The 14,867-nt window shown below is 63.8% G+C and carries 11 protein-coding genes and 1 pseudogene; 2 read left to right on the top strand and 10 right to left on the bottom strand.

What is annotated here, in order from left to right; translation table 11 throughout:
• Positions 1–34: 34 nt before the first annotated feature.
• The 8 genes from AT984_RS01170 to AT984_RS01135 form a co-directional block, all read right to left on the bottom strand.
• Complete coding sequence (locus AT984_RS01170; protein WP_058718544.1) at positions 35–2,146, bottom strand: 3-hydroxybutyrate oligomer hydrolase family protein; 2,112 nt, start codon at positions 2,144–2,146, stop codon at positions 35–37.
• Positions 2,147–2,158: 12 nt separating this feature from the next.
• Positions 2,159–3,241: a branched-chain amino acid ABC transporter permease gene (locus AT984_RS01165; protein WP_058721993.1), complete on the bottom strand. Its 1,083-nt coding sequence runs from the start codon at positions 3,239–3,241 to the stop codon at positions 2,159–2,161.
• A gap of 5 nt (positions 3,242–3,246) precedes the next feature.
• Positions 3,247–4,257 carry a branched-chain amino acid ABC transporter permease gene (locus tag AT984_RS01160; RefSeq protein ID WP_058718543.1) on the bottom strand — a complete coding sequence of 337 codons (1,011 nt, stop codon included), beginning with the start codon at positions 4,255–4,257 and terminating at the stop codon, positions 3,247–3,249.
• Complete coding sequence (locus tag AT984_RS01155; protein WP_231741684.1) at positions 4,254–5,051, bottom strand: ABC transporter ATP-binding protein; 798 nt, start codon at positions 5,049–5,051, stop codon at positions 4,254–4,256. The genes AT984_RS01160 and AT984_RS01155 overlap by 4 nt, the downstream gene beginning before the upstream one ends.
• Positions 5,051–5,794, bottom strand: coding sequence for an ABC transporter ATP-binding protein (locus tag AT984_RS01150; protein WP_058718542.1), 744 nt, complete (start codon positions 5,792–5,794; stop codon positions 5,051–5,053). The genes AT984_RS01155 and AT984_RS01150 overlap by 1 nt, the downstream gene beginning before the upstream one ends.
• Before the next feature lie 454 nt (positions 5,795–6,248).
• Positions 6,249–7,430: a substrate-binding domain-containing protein gene (locus AT984_RS01145; RefSeq protein WP_156422185.1), complete on the bottom strand. Its 1,182-nt coding sequence runs from the start codon at positions 7,428–7,430 to the stop codon at positions 6,249–6,251.
• Between the two features lie 554 nt (positions 7,431–7,984).
• Positions 7,985–9,526 carry a methyl-accepting chemotaxis protein gene (locus AT984_RS01140; protein WP_269465247.1) on the bottom strand — a complete coding sequence of 514 codons (1,542 nt, stop codon included), beginning with the start codon at positions 9,524–9,526 and terminating at the stop codon, positions 7,985–7,987.
• A gap of 181 nt (positions 9,527–9,707) precedes the next feature.
• A complete protein-coding gene (locus AT984_RS01135; RefSeq protein ID WP_082680269.1) occupies positions 9,708–11,189 on the bottom strand; it encodes a sigma-54 interaction domain-containing protein in 1,482 nt (493 codons plus the stop codon).
• A 177-nt stretch (positions 11,190–11,366) separates the two neighbouring features.
• Here AT984_RS01135 and AT984_RS01130 point away from each other — a divergent pair, with 177 nt between their 5' ends.
• Together AT984_RS01130 and AT984_RS01125 are read left to right on the top strand one after the other, a co-directional pair.
• Positions 11,367–12,914: a malonate--CoA ligase gene (locus tag AT984_RS01130; protein ID WP_058718540.1), complete on the top strand. Its 1,548-nt coding sequence runs from the start codon at positions 11,367–11,369 to the stop codon at positions 12,912–12,914.
• Positions 12,911–13,147, top strand: coding sequence for a cysteine-rich CWC family protein (locus AT984_RS01125; protein ID WP_058718539.1), 237 nt, complete (start codon positions 12,911–12,913; stop codon positions 13,145–13,147). The genes AT984_RS01130 and AT984_RS01125 overlap by 4 nt, the downstream gene beginning before the upstream one ends.
• On the opposite strand, the gene AT984_RS01120 is transcribed toward AT984_RS01125, so the two are convergent.
• Complete coding sequence (locus AT984_RS01120; RefSeq protein WP_058718538.1) at positions 13,131–13,790, bottom strand: 2-hydroxychromene-2-carboxylate isomerase; 660 nt, start codon at positions 13,788–13,790, stop codon at positions 13,131–13,133. The genes AT984_RS01125 and AT984_RS01120 overlap by 17 nt on opposite strands.
• Positions 13,791–13,952: 162 nt before the next feature.
• A pseudogene (locus tag AT984_RS23915) lies at positions 13,953–14,789 on the bottom strand (putative bifunctional diguanylate cyclase/phosphodiesterase); the annotation flags it as partial.
• Positions 14,790–14,867 lie beyond the last annotated feature (78 nt).

Genomic DNA, 14,867 nt, shown 5'->3' with positions numbered 1-14,867 from the left:
GGCCTGACCCCGGCTTAGCGCATCAATGAATCAATCAATCAGGAATGCGCAAGGTATTGCCATTCATGGTGATCAGATCCGTCGCCGCCGGCGAGGCCGAGATGGCCGGCACATTGGCCGCCGAGATGGCCGGCGCCGCGCCCGCCACGCCGCCGCGTGGCACGGTGCGCACCACCTGGCTGGGCGGCAAGGCCTTGCCGCTACGCAGCTTGTCGTAAACGGCATCCAGCGCGCGGTTCAGGTAGACGTGCAAGGGGATGAAGCGCGAGTCATAGCCGGGCAGGAAGGGGTTGTCGATGAAGGTGTCGAAATGCTGGGCATTGGTCACCTCGATATAGCTCAGCTGGCTGGCCGCCCCCTCCACCTGCTTGTTCAGCGCGGTATAGGGCCGCGAGGTGTGGTTGACCGGCAGCAAGGCGTCGTTACGGCCGTGAACGATGACCGCCGGGCGGCCCTTCAGATTGCCGTTGCGATAGGTTTCCTTGATGCCCGCCTGCACCGCCAGCGCTTGCGGATCGCTGCCCGTGAGCAGCTTGCGCAGGCATTCGGCGCCATCGGCATTGATATCGGTCGTGCCGCTGCTGGGCGAGACCGAGAACACATTGCGCACCGGCCCGCCCACGCTCAGCTCATTGATCATATTGACGCCGGCCGAAGGCGGCACGCCATTGCCCTTGGCAAACATATCGGCCAAGGCGGCGGCGCCCATCACGGTGGGAGCCCCAGCGGCCGTGGTGGCGGCGAAGCTATAGCCGCAGAGCTTGTCCTTCACGCTGGCGCGCGCATAGGCATTGGCATAAGTGGCAGCCACGGCCTCGGGCACTTCGTAGTCGGCATGCGAGGCGTGCAGCAAGTCAGACTCGGCCTCCCAGCCGCTGTCGCGCAGCTTTTGCAGCGCAGCGTTCGCCTGGTCCAGGGTGGTGGCGCCGCTGATGATGCCCTTGTTGGCCAAGCTCTGGCAGCGCTTCGCGTTGAAGCTGGCGTAGAAAGCCACCGCGCCGGGCGAGCCCGCCGCCGCGCTGGCCAAGGAGGCGCAGTTCTGCAGCAAATTGGCCTGGGTGATGTAGTCGTAAAGCGGTTTGCCAAAGCTCAGCGGCGTGGTGTTGCCGCGCTGGATGGACACGCTCAAATTGGCGGGTAGCTCGACGGCAGGCTCCGACACCGCCACACCGTCAATCAGCCCAGCGCTGTCTTGCTCGGCCGCCGCCACGGCTGCGCCGCCTCCGTTGGACAAGCTGGACGCAATCACCAAGGTGTTGCCCGGCGTGATGGTGGTCCATTTGAAGCCGTTGCCGCTGTCTTCACCGTAGCGCTCATTCAGCACATAGAAGGCCAGCTGCACCGCTTGCAGGGTGAACAAGCCCCAGTCCTTCTCGGGGTTGCGCTGCGAATGCGCGTGCTTGAAGGCCAGGCGATTGGGGCTGGCGGCATTGAAGCTGGCCAGCTCTGCGGCCGTCAATTTGGCTTTGAAGGCGGCGCCTTTACCGGCAGCCGCAGCGCTGTCCCGCGTGCCGTCCAACAAAGGCACGGTATCTGTGGCCAGATCATGGCCGGCGGAATGCGTGCCCTTGTCGGTGTAGGCCACCGCACAGCCTTTTTTCAAGCCCCATTCGCCGGTGGAAATGGCGCCGTAAATGCTGCGCGAACCCGAAGATGTGGCCGTGATGATGCAGGGCTGGCTGGGGTTGAAGTTGGCGGGCACCTGAACCATCAGGCTGACGTTGCGCTCACCCGTGCCATCGTCGCTATAAGCCAGGTACTCGGTGCCGGCCACCTTGCCTTCACCCGTGCCCACCGTGCCGTCGGCCGCCACATTGGGGCCGTACAAAGTGCCATAGCCGCCGTTGGCGGCCACATCCACGATGGCGCGGTAGTTGGTGTAAATGGCCGCGCGGCGCAACTCGGCCGCGGTGGGCTTGAGCGGGTCGGCATAGGCGGCCAACGTGGCCGAGGCCAGGCCGGTTTTTCCTAAGCCGGCGGTGAGCAAGTCATCAGCCACGCCGTCATAGCTGGCGGACTTGAGGCCCACGACAAAGTCGGGCAGCTTGTTCACCACGCGGGGCTCTTGCACGCTGCCACCGTCGCCGCAGGCGCAAAGCCCAGCCGTAGCGGCTGCCAACACTGTCATCAAATGCATCGTCTTCATCAGAGAAGTCTCCTAGTCATGCTTCGAGGAAGGTGTGACAAGACCGGCACGCAAGCGCCCGACGATGCCACTGGGAAAGTGATAGACCGCCAACACAAACAAAACGCCCAGCCAGAGCAGCCAGCGCTCCGGCGCGATCAGCTGCGATAGCACCGGCACGCCGTCCAGCGCCGTGGCGCCCAGCTTCATCAAGTCCTGCAAATAGCTTTGCGCCAGCACGAAGAGCACGCTGCCGACCACCGCGCCGTAAATCGTGCCCATGCCGCCGATCACCAGGATCAAAAGCACGTCCAACATGATCTCGAAGGACAGCGAGGTGTCCGGCCCGTTGTAGCGCAGCCAAAGCGCCAACATGGCGCCGGCCACGGTGGCGAACAAGGCCGCCAGCACACTCGAGCAGCTGCGGTAGACCACCGTGCGGTAGCCGATGGCCTCGGCCCGGAAGTCGTTCTCGCGGATGGCTTGCAGCACCCGGCCGAAGGGCGAGTTGACAATGCGCAGCAAGAGCAACACCGCCGCCAGCGCGACGAAGAACAGCAGGTAGTAGCTGGCCAAGCGGCCGTCGACCATCGCGCCGAGGAAGGGCTCTTCCAGATACTCGGTGGACGGCTGCAGGGCCTGCGGAACCTTGAAGCTGAGGCCGTCTTCGCCGCCGGTGAAGTCCGACAGCTGCGAGGCCAGGGTCAGAAAGGCCGAGGCCACCGCCAGCGTGATCATGGCGAAGAAGATGGCCTTGACGCGCAGGCTGAACAAACCGATCAACAGCGACAGCAGCAGCGACACCAGCAAGCTGGCACCCAGGCCCAGCGCCACCGCGCCCCAGCCCGGCTCAAGCCGTGAGCTGGCAATGGCAATGCCGTAGGCGCCAATGCCGAAGAACATGGTGTGAGCAAAACTGACGATGCCGGTGTAGCCCAGCAGCAAGTCGTAGCTGGCCACCAGCACGATGAAGATCATCATCTTGGCCGCGACATTGAGCGCCCGGGTCGAGGGGAAGATGAAGGGCGTGAGCGCCAGGCCCAGCACGATGAGGATCAGCAGCGCGCCCAGCAAGCGGCTGCGCGGCAGGTCGTGGGATAACAAGGACTTGATCATCTTCATCACCGGTTCGTTACCGGATAAAGGCCTTGCGGGCGCCACAAAAGAATGGCGACCATCAAGCCGATGTTGGAGAACAGCGCCAGCTTGGGCGCCAAAAATCCGGTGTAGTTCGCCATCAAGCCCACGGCCAGGGCACCCACGAAACAGCCCAGGGTGGAACCCAGGCCGCCGATGATGATGACGATGAAGATGAGGGTGTTGACCTGTGAGCCAATCTGCGCCGTCACGCCCTGCTGATACAAGCCCCACATCACCCCACCCAGGCCGGCCAGCGCCGAGCCGCCGACGAACACGCCCACAAACAAGCGGCGGATGCGATAGCCCAGGCTCTCCACCATCTCGCGGTCTTGCACACCGGCGCGGATCAAGAGGCCCAGCTTGGTTCGATTGAGCAGCCACAGCAGCAAGACGAACACCGCCAAGCCGGCCAGCACTGCGAGCAAGCGGAACTTCTCCACCGCCACATCGCCGAACTGCACGGCGCCGCGCAGCGCCTCGGGCAGGGGCAGCGGAATCATCTGCGCGCCCCAGATCAGCTTGATCAATTCCTCGCCAATGATCATGCCGCCCATGGTGATGAGGATCTGCTTCAGGTGCATGCCGTAGACCGGCCGCACCAGCACCCGTTCAAACACCAGTCCCACCGCCGCAGCCACGCCCATGCCCACCGCGCAGGCCAGCCCAACGGCGAGCAGATTGCTGATCAGGCTGGGGCTTTGCGTCCAGCCGCTCATGGCGCCCAGCACCGTGGTGGCCATGAAGGCGCCCAGGGCGATGAAGACGCCGTGGCCGAAGTTCAGAACATCCATCAGCCCGAACACCAGGGTCAGACCGGAGGCGATGATGAAGATGATCAGCCCCATGGCCAGGCCCGCCAAGGTCAGCGTGGCCCAGCTGCTGGGGCTGCCGATCAAGGGCAAGGCCAGCAGCATCAGCGCGGCCAGGCCCAGCAAGGGGATGAAGTCGAATTGCGATTTCGGCAATTGAGTGTTGTCTTGTGGCTGGCTCATTGGTGCGCCCCCAGGGATAGGCCAAGAAAGCGCTGCTGCAAGCTTTCGTCCTCAATCAAATCGGCCATGGCGCCACTGTGCACCACGCGGCCGTCGTCCATCACCGCCACCCGCTCACCCAGGGCTTTGGCGACCATGAAGTTCTGCTCCACCAGCAAGATGGTGGTGTGGCTGCTGCGCCGGAGTTCCTTCAAGGCCTCGACCAGGTTGAGGATGATGGCCGGTGCCAAGCCCTTGCTGGGCTCGTCAATCAGCAGCAGGCGGCGCGGCTCGATCATGGCGCGCGCAATCGCCAACATCTGCTTTTGCCCTCCGCTGAGCTTGCCGGCGGGATAAAGCCAGAACTTCTTCAGCGCCGGGAACAGGCCGAACAACCAGTCCAGGCGCTGCGTGTCCAGCTCTTTCAAGGACCGCGCCTGGCGCGCTGCCAAAAGCAGGTTCTCGGCCACCGTCAGGTCGCCGAAGATGCCCATGTTCTCGGGCACGTAGGCGATATCGCGCTGCGCGATATCGGGCGTGCTGAGCTTGTGAATCGGCTGGCCGTCCAGCAAGACCTGACCCTGGGAAGCCGGCCACAAGCCCATGATGGTGCGCAAGGTCGTTGTCTTGCCGGCGCCGTTGCGGCCCAGCAGCATGGTCAGCTGGCCCGTGGGCACGTCCAGATCGACGCCATGGAGGATGTGATACGCGCCGATATGGGTGTGCACCCCCCGCAGGCTCAGCGCCAGCTGGCTTGAATGCAGGGGTATAGCCGCGGCGGCGTTGGATGGTTCGACAGGCAAGTGACTCATCATCATGCCGCCATTCCCAAATAGGCCTGCTGCACGATGGGCGAGGCAATCACCTCGGCCGGCGCGCCATCGGCCACCAACTGGCCCATGTGCAGCACGACGATGCGGTCGGCCAATTCACGCACCACATCCATCTTGTGCTCCACCAACAAAATCGTGTGCTGACCCTGGGCTTTGAGTTCGCGAATGAGATCCAAAATCACCGGCACCTCATCCACGCTCATGCCGGCCGTGGGTTCATCAAACAAATAGACCTGGGGTTGCAAGGCCATCAACATCGCCACTTCAAGCTTGCGCTGATCGCCATGCGGCAAGCTGGCGGCCGGCACATGGGCGCGGGCATGCAGATGCACCCGCTCGACGATGGCCATGGCCTGGTCCAGCAGGTCGCGATGCTGCAGCCACACCGACAACATCGCCAAGCCGCGCCCGGCGCGCGCCTGCACCGCGAGGCGGACGTTTTCCAGCACGCTCAAATTGGGAAACAGCTGGGTCAGCTGAAAAGCTCGGCCCAAGCCCGCTTGGGTGCGCATTGGCGCCGACATGGGGGTCAGGTCTTGCCCGTTGAGCAGCACTTGACCGGCGGTGGCGCGGAGCTGGCCGGAGATCAGATTGAAGTAGGTGGTTTTGCCGGCGCCGTTGGGGCCGACGATGGCGGTGAGGGAGCCCGGCGCGAACGCGCAAGAGACGTTGTCGACCGCGGTGTGGCCGCCGAATTTGATGGTTAAGTTCTTTGTTTCCAGCATGGGGTGTTTGATGCGGAACTACTTGGATAAACGAAACATCTTTGAGGTCTTTAAGAGGTGAGCGCCGAATGCTCGGCTACTGCGAGACTCCAGTCCGTCGTTGCGGGTCCCCCCGTGAATCCTCACGTAGCGCTGCTACGTTCCGGTTCCCGGGTCCTCCCGCGCCTAGTCCTGAAGCCGCTCGCTACGCCTTGGGCGCTAGCGATGCGGCCTTGTGGCCAGGGGTGATGGTGTCGGCATTCTTCTCGGCCTGTGCTTGGCTTCATCGGCCCATGAAAGCGCCCGAGGCGTAGCGAGCGGTTCTTGGGCTAGGCGCGGGGGGACCCGCAGACCGGAACGTAGCAGCGCTACGTGAGGATCTGGGGGAGGACCCGCAACGACGGCCAAGGGCCGCGCAGTAGCCGAGGATTCGGCGCTCTAGCTAGCCTCGCAACCAAGCAGCCAAACCGCAACCTCAGCGCTTATTCCGAATCGGCACCGCCATCTCTTCTGGTCTGATCTCCCGCACCAACTCGGGAACACCCCAGGCGAATGCAGGATCCACCTTGATCTTGAAGTGATACATCGACTGCATCGCCTGATGGTCTTCCGGGCGGAACGTCATCTTGCCCTTGGGCGTCTCGAAGGACATGCCTTCCATCGCCTTGATCAGCTTGTTCGTGCCGGTCTCGCCGGCCGTCTTCTTCAAGGCCTCCACCACCGCAATCGCGGCACTCATGCCGCCGGCGGTAAAGAAATCAGGCGGCGCTTTGAATTGCTTGTAGTGGTTAGCCACCAGCCACTCATTGACCGGATTCTTGGGCATGCCGAAATAGTAGTAACTGGCTCCTTCCATGCCAGGGAACTGCTTGTAAGCAGCCATGGCGGGCAAGATATTGCCGCCGGTGGCGATCTCGATGCCGTAGCGTTTCAAGTCCAGATCAGCAATCTTGAAGGGGTTGCCGGCGCCGGCCCAGATCACAAAAATGATCTTGCGGCCAGGCTGATCTTTGAGCTTGTCGATCAGGCGCTGCGCACCGGCTGTGAAGTCGGTGGTGCTGACGGGCAAATACTCTTCATGAACGATCTTGGCCTTCTTGACCGCGTCCTTGAAAGCCTTCACGCCGTCGCGGCCAAAGGCATAGTCTTGCGCCAAGGTGGCGATGCTAACGCCCGCTTTGTCCAGCGCCACCGCATTGGCAATCGCATCCTGGCTGGAATTGCGGCCGGTGCGGAAGATGTATTTGTTCCACTTATCGCCGGTGATGGAATCGGCCACGGCCGGCTCCACCAGCAAGATCTTTTTGTACTCCTCCGCCACCGGCAAAAGCGCCAGCGCCACGCCGGAGGACGAGGGGCCCACCGCGAGGTCGGCCTTGTCGTCACCGTAGGCGGTGGCCAGCTGGCTCTTGCCGATATCGGGCTTGCCTTGGTCGTCTTTCTCGATCACCACAATTTTCTTGCCGGCCACCATCATGCTGCCGCCAGTGGCGTAGTCCAAGCCCATCATGAAGCCGGTCTGGGTTTGCTTGCCGTAGGCCTCCAGCGGACCCGTCTTGCTGTAAACGTGGGCGATGCGAACTTCACCCTTGGCGGCAGCGCCCTGGGCCATGGCCACGCCGCTCAGGCTGCCGGCGCCGGTCAGTGCGGCAAGCATCAGCAAGCAGTAGCCACGACGGCGCGCTGCGGGGCGCTGCGCAGCGGGGCTAGGCTGCGGGATGGTCGCCAACATCATTTGCGTCTTGAACGTCTTCATGCGGGTGTCTCCTGGATCAATCGGGCGTACATACATGCTTGCGTGCCTTTCACACCAAGCGGCGCGGGCACTGTGAGCCTATTGATGCAAGCTGCGTGCCGGAAATCCCCACCCTGGTGCAAACACTGAGGCCATGCACTCGAAGCGGGCTTGGGTGGGTTTGGCCGCTGAGCGACAGCTAGCGCACGATTAAGCCGAGGCACCCCGATTCAAGCCTGAAATACAGGCGCCTGAGCATTCAGGCCGGGACATCTGATCTGCAAGGCCACGCCTTTGGACTGGGGCACCGTGCGCGTCCCTAGGCAGCGCGACACGATCAGACCGCCTGAAACTTAGACAGGCGACGTGATCACCCGTCTATTTTTCAGACACAGTCTGAATTTCCGCCACCAGCCCATTTGCGCCGATTGGGCCGATTGGGCCGGGCGGGCGAGCGACATTAGCAGCCCGGCAGCTCAGCCCCGGGTGCGGAACACCGACACCGTGTCGTTGAGCCCTTGCGCCTGTTGCCTCAAGGACTCCGCTGCGGCGGCGGTCTGCTCCACCAGCGCGGCGTTCTGCTGCGTCATGCTGTCGAGCTGGGTCACGGCCTGATTGATCTGGCCGATGCCGTCAGACTGGCCGGCACTCGCTTGCGTGATCTCGTTGACCGTGGTGGTGACGCGCTGCACCGCACTCAAGATCTCGTCCATCGATGCGCCGGCGCGGCTGACTTGCTGGGTGCCCGCATTGACGCGCTCGACCGAGTCCAAGATCAAGGTCTTGATCTCCTTGGCCGCTTGAGCGGAGCGCTGCGCCAGCGTGCGCACCTCCGACGCCACCACCGCAAAGCCACGCCCTTGCTCGCCAGCGCGCGCGGCCTCCACAGCCGCATTGAGCGCCAGGATATTGGTTTGGAAGGCTACCCCGTCGATCACCGCGATGATGTCCGAGATCTTGCGGCTGGCCGTCGAGATGCCTTCCATGGTGCCCACCACCTCACTCATCACCGCCGCGCCCGCACGGGCCCGGTCGGCGGCGCTGTCGGCCAGCTGGTTGGTCTGGCGCGCTGCTTGGGCAGTGTGCTGCACCTGCTCGGTCAGGCCCTGCATGGCCGCTGCGGTCTGCTGCAAGCTGGACGCCGCCTGCTCGGTGCGCATGGACAAGTCCTGGCTGCCTAGCGCCACCTCGCTGGAGGCATGGCCCATGGAATCCGTCGCCCCGCGAATCGCCAGCACCAACTCACCCAGGCGCTGCTGCATGGCCACCACTTGCTCCATCACCAGGCCAATCTCGTCGCGCTGGCCCACATGGATCTCGCCGCGCAAATCCCCTTCAGCCACCGCCTGCATGACCTGCTGCATGGCACCCAGCCGGCGCCGCAGATTGCGCACAAAAACCTCCACGGTGATCAAGGCCACAGCGCCGCCGATCAAAGCCAGCAGCCAGCCGACCGAGGCATCGCTGCGGGCCACCGCATCCACATCATCCACGTAAACGCCTGAGCCCAGCACCCAACCCCAGGGCGCGAAGCCTTGCACATAACTTCGTTTACCGACGGGCTCTGTCGCACCTGGCTTGGGCCAGAGATAGTCCACATAGCCGGAGCCACTGGCCTTGACCACTTTGACGAACTCCACAAACAGCGGCTTGCCCTTAGGGTCTTTGTTCTCGTTCAAGTCCTTGCCATTGAGCTCGGGCTTGATCGGGTGCATGACCATGCGGGGGGTCATGTCGTTGATCCAGATGTACTCACTGCCGGAGTAGCGAATCTTGCCGATCTCAGCGGCGGCGGCGGCCTTGGCCTCCGCCTCGCTCATCGCGCCGGATTTGGACTTGTCGTGAAAGCCGCTGGCGATCTTCTCGGCCTGTTTGACTTGCTCCACCGTGGTGATCATCTTGATGCTCATCAGGCTGCGCGCCTCGCGCTCTGACAACAAGAACACCAGCAGCAAGAAACCCACCACCGCCAGCACCACCGCCACGCGCAAGCGTGTCGCCACAAGCATCGATCCCATCAGCTCGTCTCCTTGATGTGCTGTCGACCATGACACCACAGTCTCAGGCGCAACTATTTGCTTTGACTATGGCCGAGGCCTTGCGCCATAGCAAGCACATCAATGCACGAACAGCAGGGGCTTTGCGCGTTATTCCTGGCCGGAGCGGCCAGACTGCGTCTCGGCCTTCAAGCCAAGGCCTTCAGCCCAACTCCGGCCAACGAGCCAGGCGCTCGTAAAGCGAGGCCCGCGAGATCTGCAACAAACGGGCCGCCGCCATGCGATTGCCCGCCGACAAGCGCAAGGCCTGGCCGATGGCGGCACGCTCCACCCGCTCGATCAATTCGGGCAGCGGGCGCAAGGCCTCGCTTTCAGGCGCTGGCGGTGCAGCACCTTCCGCCACATCATCCGCCGGGCTTTGCGTCGCGCTGAATGCGGGGCTTTGGGCCGAGCCATTTGCAGCACTTCGCGTCGCGATTTCCGCCGCCGGCCGCAGCCCGCCAACATGGCGAGCAAAACATGGCGCCGTCAACTCCATCTCATCGCTCATCAAGCTGACCTGCTCCAGCGCATTGCGCAACTCGCGGATATTGCCTGGCCAAGGCTGGGCCGCCAACCAATGCAGCGCGCAAGGGCTCAGCAATTTATGCGGCAGGCGGCTGCGCTGGGCAATGTCTTCACCCAGGGCGTCGACCAAAACCTCGATGTCCTGCACCCGCTCGCGCAGCGCCGGCACTTGAATTGGCACCACGCTAAGCCGGTAATACAAGTCGGCCCGGAATTGCCCGGCCGCCACCATGGCGGCCAGATCGCGGCTGGTCGCGGCAATCACCCGCACATCCACCTGAACCACCGTATTGCTGCCCAAGGGTTCCAGCTCTTGCTCCTGCAGCACGCGCAGCAGCTTGCTCTGCAAGGCCAAGGGCATATCGCCGATCTCATCAAGAAACAGCGTGCCGCCGTCGGCCAGCTTGAACTTGCCCTCACGCCCTTTGCGATCGGCGCCGGTGTAGGCGCCTGGGGCCACACCGAAAAATTCAGCCTCCAGCAAGGTGTCGGGCACGGCCGCGATATTGACGCTGACCAGGGGCTTGTCGGCGCGGCGCGAGGCGGCGTGGATGGCATGGGCCAGAAGCTCTTTACCAGTGCCCGTCTCGCCCAGCAGCAGCACGGTGGCGTCACTCAGCGCCACGCGGCGAGCCTGCCGCTTAACCTCCATCGCGGCCGGGCTGCTGCCCACAAAGCTAGCAATCGTGTGCTTGGGCCGGCGGCTGCTACGGCCGTGCTGGTCGGCGAGCTGGCGGCGCGCTTCGCTGAGCTGCTGCTGCAACTGTGTCAGCTTGGCCATCAAGGGCTGCATGGTGGCCTCGGGATGATCCAGCAACACCAAGCCCACCGCCCCAATCACCTCGCCCGCATCATTGCGCAGCGGCAAGCGGCTGACCAGAAAGCTGCCGGCCTTGTTGGTGAGCAAATCGATCAAGATCGGTTGGCCGCTGTCGATCACCTGCGGCAGCAAGGTGTTGGGCACCACATCTTCAACCCGGCGGCCAATGAACTCGTTCTCACCCCCAAAGCCCAGCGCCGGCAAAAAGCGTTTGTAGCCCTCGCTGATCCAGACGATGCGGTGCTCGGCGTCCAGCACCATCATGCCCTGCACCGTGCTTTCCAGGGCCTGGAACATGGCTTGCGCTGCCAGGCGCAGCACGGCGTCAAGATCAAGCGGAAGCTGGGAGGCGGGCAAGCGGATTTCCTCGGCAATGGGGCCGCCACAATGTAGCAGCCGCGCCGCCTGTAACAGTGGGTACAAGATGCGGGGAAAACCCGTTCGCGTACCCTCAGCTTTGGCGACAATGCGCCGATGAGCCACGCCAATCTCTTTGCCGCCCTGCGCGACGCATTCCCCACCGACCTTGACGCCATCGCGATCGAATGCGCGGATCAAATCGCCACCGACGGCGGCCCCCTGCGCTATAGCTGGCGCGATCTGGAGCGTGGTACGGCCATGCTGGCCAATTTACTGCTCTCGCTGGACCTGCCTGCCGGCAGCCGCATCGCCGCCCACACCGAGAAAAGCGTTGAAGCGCTGATGCTTTATTTGGCCGTGCTGCGCGCAGGCTTCGTCTACTTGCCGCTGAACCAGGCCTATCAGGCGGCGGAACTGGACTACTTCATCCGCGATGCCGAGCCCGCCGTGCTGGTGTGCGCGGGCGCGCATTTCGGCTGGGTTTCCAAGCTGGCCTTCCAGGCTGGCACGCAGTATGTGTTCACCCTCAACGAGGACCGCAGCGGCAGCTTGCTGGATCGCGCGGCCAGCATGAGCGATCAGCATGAACCGGCCGACAAGCAGGCCGATGATCTGGCCGCCATTCTCTACACCAGCGGCACAACAGGGCGCAGCAAGGGCGCCATGCTCAGCCATGGCAATCTGCTCAGCAATGCGCTGACGCTCAAGGACTTGTGGGACTGGAAGAGCGGAGATGTGCTGATCCACGCCCTGCCGATTTTTCATGTGCACGGCCTCTTCGTCGCCTCGCATGGCGCGCTGCTGAACGGCAGCAAGATGATCTGGTTCGCCAAGTTCGAGCCGCGCGCCGTCATCGCCAAGTTCAGCGAAGCCACGGTCTTCATGGGCGTGCCAACCCTGTATGTGCGCATATTGGCCGAGGCCGCGTTGACGCCGCAGGCCTGCGCCTCGATGCGGCTTTTCATCAGCGGCTCGGCACCGCTGCTGCTGGAAACCTTTGAAGACTGGCAGGCGCGCAGTGGCCACACCATTCTGGAACGCTACGGCATGAGCGAGACCTTGATGCTGAGTTCCAACCCCTGCCGCGGGCTCGACGGCGAGCGCATCGGCGGCACCGTCGGCCCCGCCCTGCCCGGCGTGAGCCTGCGGGTGCACAAGGACGACGGCCAGCCCTGCGCGACGGACGAGATCGGTCACATCGAAGTGCGCGGCCCGAATGTGTTCTCGGGCTACTGGCGGATGCCCGAGAAGACGCAGCAAGAGTTCACGCCCGATGGCTGGTTCAAGACCGGCGATGTGGGCCGCTTGGACAGCAACAACTATCTGAGCATCGTCGGCCGCGCCAAGGACCTGATCATCAGCGGCGGTTACAACGTCTACCCCGCTGAAATTGAGAGTTATCTCAACGAGATGGAGGGCGTGCTCGAATCCGCTGTGGTCGGCGTGCCGCACCCTGATTTTGGCGAGGCGGTGGTCGCGGCCGTGGTGGCTCGCCCTGAGGCCACGCTGGACGGCGAGGCCTTGATCGCCACCCTGAAGCGGCAGATCGCCAACTTCAAAGTGCCCAAGCAAGTGTTTGTGCTGAGCGAGTTGCCGCGCAATGCCATGGGCAAGGTGCAAAAGAATCTGCTGCGCCAGCAACACCAGGGCTTGTTCGCGTGACTGCGCGGAGTGTTGCGGCAGGCGCAGACAGCTGCCCGCGCTGCGGCGCCGGCTTCCACTGCGGCGCGCAAGACACACGTTGCGACTGCTTTGATCTGCAACTCAGCCAGGCCCTGCGGCAGCGCTTGAGCGAGCAATACACGCGCTGCCTATGCCTGGGCTGCCTGCGCGAGCTCAGCAGCGCCGAGGCCGCCGAAAGCGCAAGCCCGGAAAGCCTTAAACCAAGCCTCTGAACGGGCCGCTGCTGAGCCAGCGTTCGATCTGGGCCTGGCGGTCATTGCCCCAGAAACCTTCGCCATCGATGATGAAAAAGGGCGCGCCAAAAACGCCCGCGGCGATGGCGGCCTGGTTCTCGGTTTTGAGCCGTTCCTTCCACTGCGGATCCTGCCAAGCCGCCTGCGCCGCCTCCGGGTCCAACCCGCACTCTTCCGCCAAGGCCTTCAATTGCGCCTCGTCATTGAGCGCCACATCCCGGGTGAAATAGGCCCGCAAGCCGGCTCTGGCCCAAGCCACGGCGCGCGCAGGGTCTTGCGCCTGCAGCCACCAGAACACCCGCGCAGCATTCTGGCTGGCGATCGGAAATGCGCTCGGCTGCTTGTAGGGCAGGCCGGCAAACTGGGCCGAGCGGGCAAAGTCCCGCAGCACATAGTCGCGCTTGAGTGGATATGCCACGGGCGGCTTCAACTCGGCGGCCTGGAACGTCACGCCCAGCAAAATGGCATGCCACTGCACGGGCCGGCCATTTCGGGCGGCCACGGCCTCAATCCACTCCGAAGCGATATAGGAATACGGCGAGGAGAAATCGAAATAAAAGTGCACAGGATTGCGCGGCGCCACTGCGCCGGCGCGTTCGGGGAAGGGAGGCTCGATGATCATTCCCTGACCTTAGCCGAAATCACGCCGCGCCGCAGCAGGGCTTTGCCGGATGGTCCACCGAAATGAGGGTTAGGGCGGTAAGAGCTGGCCGGGACGACCTGCGGGCTGATGCGCAGCAGCCAAGGCTTTGATGGCAAAGCCATTGGGATCAGCGGTCAGGGCTCAAGCCTCAACCGGCTTCAAGCATAAGGAACAGATGGCCGCTTCCAGCGCCTGCTCGGCGCCAGTCCGCTCGGCCTTGGCCAGACGCTTGGGCCGCTCGGCTCGTGCATCCTCATCCACCCGCCGCATGAAATCGGCTTCATCGACCGGCTTGCCGCACAAATAGCCCTGCAGCATATGGCAGCCGAGTTTGCGCATTTCCTCGGCCTGGATGTCCGTCTCCACGCCCTCAGCCACCAAGGTCAGCCCCAGGGACTTGCCCAAGCCGACCACGGCGCGTGCCACCGCCATGTCCTCGGCCTTGTCGGGGACGTTGGCAATGAAGCTGCGATCAATTTTGAGAATACTCACCGGCAGCCGGGTCAGGCGCGAGAGGCAGGAGTAGCCGGTGCCAAAGTCGTCCACCGCGATGCGCAAACCCAGCGCCGCCAGAGCGCGCAGCTTTTCCACAATCTCGTCCATATCGGACATCAGCGCCGACTCGGTCAGCTCCAGAATCATGCGCCCGGGCTCCGCGCCGGTTTGCGCCAACTCGGCTTGCAGTTGGGACACAAAGCCGGGCGCATCCAGCTGGCGCGCCGACACATTGACGGACACATGAGGCGCGCCCTGCCCCCAGCGGCCGCGCCAGCGCTGCTCGGCCAGGCAGGCCTGGCGAAACACCCACAGGCCGATGGGCACGATGGCGCCACTGGCTTCGGCCAAGGGAATGAAGCGGTCCGGCGGCACGGGGCCGGCCGGCGGGTGCCAGCGCAGCAGCAGCTCGCTGCCAATGACCTGGCCCTGCATGGCATCCACGATCGGCTGGAACACCACCTTCATCTCATGACGCGCCAACGCCAGGGGCAGGCCCTGGCTGATACACATGCGGTCACGGGCCTGGGCCTGCAAGCCTTCGTTGAAGAAGCGCCAGCC

The organism is Paucibacter sp. KCTC 42545 (assembly GCF_001477625.1).
GTDB lineage: Bacteria > Pseudomonadota > Gammaproteobacteria > Burkholderiales > Burkholderiaceae_C > Paucibacter_A.
This window is presented reverse-complemented; position numbering and strand designations above follow the sequence as displayed.

Excerpts from the sequence above, each read along its gene's own strand:
- AT984_RS01170 (WP_058718544.1), bottom strand. The coding sequence starts at position 2,146 with ATGAAGACGATGCATTTGATGACAGTGTTGGCAGCCGCTACGGCTGGG.
- AT984_RS01165 (WP_058721993.1), bottom strand. The coding sequence starts at position 3,241 with ATGATCAAGTCCTTGTTATCCCACGACCTGCCGCGCAGCCGCTTGCTG.
- AT984_RS01160 (WP_058718543.1), bottom strand. The coding sequence starts at position 4,257 with ATGAGCCAGCCACAAGACAACACTCAATTGCCGAAATCGCAATTCGAC.
- AT984_RS01155 (WP_231741684.1), bottom strand. The coding sequence starts at position 5,051 with ATGATGAGTCACTTGCCTGTCGAACCATCCAACGCCGCCGCGGCTATA.
- AT984_RS01150 (WP_058718542.1), bottom strand. The coding sequence starts at position 5,794 with ATGCTGGAAACAAAGAACTTAACCATCAAATTCGGCGGCCACACCGCG.
- AT984_RS01145 (WP_156422185.1), bottom strand. The coding sequence starts at position 7,430 with ATGCTTGCCGCACTGACCGGCGCCGGCAGCCTGAGCGGCGTGGCCATG.
- AT984_RS01140 (WP_269465247.1), bottom strand. The coding sequence starts at position 9,526 with ATGGGATCGATGCTTGTGGCGACACGCTTGCGCGTGGCGGTGGTGCTG.
- AT984_RS01135 (WP_082680269.1), bottom strand. The coding sequence starts at position 11,189 with ATGTTCCAGGCCCTGGAAAGCACGGTGCAGGGCATGATGGTGCTGGAC.
- AT984_RS01130 (WP_058718540.1), top strand. The coding sequence starts at position 11,367 with ATGAGCCACGCCAATCTCTTTGCCGCCCTGCGCGACGCATTCCCCACC.
- AT984_RS01120 (WP_058718538.1), bottom strand. The coding sequence starts at position 13,790 with ATGATCATCGAGCCTCCCTTCCCCGAACGCGCCGGCGCAGTGGCGCCG.